This window comes from Kitasatospora sp. NPDC059577 (genome assembly GCF_042735475.1).
Taxonomy (GTDB): domain Bacteria; phylum Actinomycetota; class Actinomycetes; order Streptomycetales; family Streptomycetaceae; genus Kitasatospora.
On record NZ_JBHWBZ010000025.1, the window covers coordinates 28,590 to 32,141 of the forward strand.

Here is a 3,552-nt window from a genome sequence, read left to right on the forward strand (position 1 = left end):
GTGGGGGGGGGGGGTTTTTGTTGGTGGGGTGTGGGGGGGGGGGTGGGGGGGGGGGGTGTGGGGGGGGGTGGGGGGGGGGGGGGGTTGGTGGGGGGGGGGGGGGGGGGGGGGGGGGGGGGGCGGCCCCGCCGGGCCCGCCCCCATCGAGCCTACGATCCTCCCCCGTCAATCCCGTCCGTGCGGGGAGTTCGGGGAAGTCTCCCGGCCGTCCCAGCGGGCCCGGCGGAGGTCGACCCGGGGCGGGTCGGCGAGCTCGCGCAGCGGGGTGCCCTCGTCGCCGTAGTGGGCGAGGGCACGCTGTTCGTGCCCGGGCAGGAAGCGGCCGTCCGCGCGGATGACCCGCCACCAGGGCACCGAGCCGCCGTACAGTGCCATCACCCGGCCGACCTGCCGGGGGCCGCCCTGGCCGAGGTACTCGGCGACGTCGCCGTAGGTCATCACCCTGCCGGGTGGAATCCGCTCGGTCAGGTCGAGCACCAGTTCGGCGAAGGGCGGTAGGGCGTCCTGGAGGCCGTCGTCTGTTACGTCCGTCACCTGGGGCATTCTTCCTCACAGGGGCGTACTCGCGGTCCGGGGCGAACGGATCGCCGCGCCCGATCCGCCCCCTGTCCAGCACGGGGGGTCGGGGCATGCCACCATCTTCGGGGCGGTGAGTGGTGATACGAGGACAAGACCAGATGACCGGGACGGCTGACGTGGGCGTGGACAAGGACTCCGACGAGTCCTCCGCCGCCGTGCCCCCGGCACCCGGTGCCGGGACGGAAGGCCGGCCCGAGCCAGGGCCGACGCCGGAAGTCTCCCTGATCAAGGACCTGACGATCAAGACCCCCGTGCCCGCGCCGGCCCCCGAGCCGACCGAACGGCCCGCCCCGCCGGAGGCCACCGAGCCGGAGGCCCCGAAGCCGGTGGTGCCGGCCCCGGCCCCGGAACCGCTGCCCGACCACCAGGAGCCGCTGGACGACGCCCCCCACCTGGACGTCGACGAGCCGCTGCTCGCCGCCCGCGCGCACCGCCCGTCCGACCTGATCCGCTTCCTGGCCGGGGTCTTCGGGATAGTCGCCGTCTTCGTGCTCGCCGGCATCGCCACCTCGACCACCACCGGCATCGAACAGGACATCGCCACCAACGCGCCGCACTTCTCGGCGGTGCTCTCCACCATCACCGGCCTGGTCTCCAGCGTCGCGGTGCTCGCCGTACCACTGGCGTTCGCCGTCGAGCGGCTGATCAAACGCGACGGCCTGCGGGTCGCCGACGGCGTGCTCGCCTCGGTGCTCGCGTACGGCGTCTCGCTCGGCATCGACTGGTGGGTGGCCGAGGGCGCCTCCGAACACATCCGCGACGCGCTGACCCGGCTGCCGCTGGACAGCAACGGCACCCTCACCGACCCGGTGCACGGCTACCTCGCCCCGGTGATCGCCTACATGACCGCCGTCGGCATGTCGAGCAGACCGCGCTGGCGGGTCGCCCTGTGGGTGGTGGTCGTCTTCAGCGGCATCACCGAACTCCTCGGCGGCTACACCACCCCGCTGTCGCTGATGCTCACGGTGCTGATCGGCTGGTCCGTCGCCTACGGCACGCTGTACGCCATCGGCTCCCCCAACATCCGCCCGACCGGCCAGCACCTGATGATCGGCCTGCGCAAGGTCGGCTTCACCCCGGACGGCGCCCACCGCGCCCCCGACGCCCCCGGCGGCACCCGCCGCTACTACGTCACCCAGCAGGGCGGCCCGCCCCTGGACGTCCACATCGTCGACCGCGAGCAGCAGGCCTCCGGCTTCTTCTACCGGGCCTGGCGTCGGCTGCGGCTGCGCTCGGTCGCGGTGCGCCGCAGCCCGCAGTCGCTGCGCCAGGCGCTGGAGCAGGAGGCCCTGATCGCGTACGCGGCGGCCGCCTCGGGCGCCTGCGCGCCGCAGCTGGTCGCCACCTCCGAGCTCGGCCCGGACGCCGCGATCCTGGTGTACGAGAACGTCGAGGGCCGCACCCTCGACGAGCTGGCCGACGACGAGGTCACCGACCCGGTGATGGCCTCGATCTGGCAGTCGGTGGGCGCCCTGCACGAGCGGCGGATCGCCCACCGCCGGCTGACCGGCGAGTCCCTGCTGGTGGTGGACGACCGGACCGGCTGCCTGGTCAACCTCTCCGGTGGCGACATCGCCGCCACCGACCTCACCCTGCGCATCGACGTCGCCCAGCTGCTCACCACCTTCGCACTGCGGATCGGCCCCGAGCGGGCCGTGGCCACCGCCAACGCGGTGCTCGGCGCCGAGCGGGTCGCCCAGGCCCTGCCACTGCTCCAGCCGGTCGGGATGAGCCGCTCCACCAGGGTCGACCTCGCCAAGCAGAGCAAGGAGCGCAAGGCCACGGCCCGCGCCAGGGCCCTGGAGCAGGTCGCGGCCGGCGAGCGCACCCAGCAGCAGGCCGAGGAGGACATCGCGGCGGCCGGCGAGGACCTGCTGAGCCGCATCCGCGGCCAGATCCTGCAGATCGCCCCCGAGGCGCCGATGGAGCCGGCCAAGCTGGAACGGCTGAAGCCGAAGACGCTGATCATGGTGATCGCGCTCACCTTCGCCGCCTACCTGGCCCTGACCACCCTCAAGCCGGCCCAGCTCAAGCTGTCCCAGATGAACTGGGCGTGGGCGGCCGCCGCCCTGGTCGCGGCCGCCTTCAGCTACGTCGCCGCCGCGATGAGCCTGACCGGCTTCGTCCCCGAGCGGCTGCCGTTCCGGCGCACCGTCGCCGCCCAGCTGGCCGGCTCCTTCGTCAAGCTGGTCGCGCCCGCCGCGATCGGCGGCATCGCCCTGAACACCCGCTACCTGCAGAAGGCCGGCATCCGCTCCGGCCAGGCGGTCGCCTCGGTCGGCGCCTCCCAGCTGGCGGGCCTGGCCGGGCACCTGCTGCTGCTGTTCAGCTTCGGCCTGATCACCGGCAGCCAGACCAACGGCGACCTCTCCGCCTCCCGAGCGGTGATCATCGGTGTGCTGAGCGCCGCCGTGCTCGCCCTGGTGGTGGCCGCCGTCGCCCCGCTGCGCCGGTTCGTCCTCGGCCGGCTGCGCTCGCTGTTCTTCGGCGTGGTGCCGCGGATGCTCGACCTGATGCAGACGCCCAGCAAGCTGGTCACCGGCTTCGGCGGCATCCTGCTGCTGACCCTCTCCTTCACCGCCTGCCTGGACTTCTCGGTGCAGGCCTTCGGCGGCACCATCAGCTTCTCGGCGGTCGCGGTGGTCTTCCTGACCGCCAACGCGGCCGGCTCGGCGATCCCCACCCCGGGCGGCATCGGCCCGGTCGAGGTCGCCCTGATCGGCGCCCTCACCGTCGCGGACGTGTCCCCCGCGGTCGCCACCCCGGCGGTCTTCCTCTACCGGGCGCTGACCTTCTGGCTGCCGGTCCTGCCGGGCTGGATCGCCTACAACGTGCTGCAGCGCAGGAACGCGCTCTGAAGCATCCCCGGCGCACGACGGAGGGCCCTGCCGGGGCTCGCGACGCGGACTCGCGCGCCCCCGAGGGGGGGCGCGCGGGCGGCGGGGGGCGCTAGCAGAACATGGCTGTCTGGTT

The 3,552-nt window shown here is 73.9% G+C and carries 2 protein-coding genes; one reads left to right on the plus strand and one right to left on the minus strand.

Going from position 1 to position 3,552, the window contains the following annotated elements; all coding sequences use genetic code 11:
- Positions 1 to 165 precede the first annotated feature (165 nt).
- Positions 166 to 543, minus strand: a complete 378-nt coding sequence (locus ACFV0O_RS20640; RefSeq protein ID WP_380343662.1) for an MGMT family protein — start codon at positions 541 to 543, stop codon at positions 166 to 168.
- Between the two features lie 134 nt (positions 544 to 677).
- On the opposite strand from ACFV0O_RS20640, the gene ACFV0O_RS20645 reads away from it, so the two are divergent.
- Positions 678 to 3,437 carry a flippase-like domain-containing protein gene (locus ACFV0O_RS20645; protein WP_380343665.1) on the plus strand — a complete coding sequence of 920 codons (2,760 nt, stop codon included), beginning with the start codon at positions 678 to 680 and terminating at the stop codon, positions 3,435 to 3,437.
- The last annotated feature ends 115 nt before the right edge of the window (positions 3,438 to 3,552 follow it).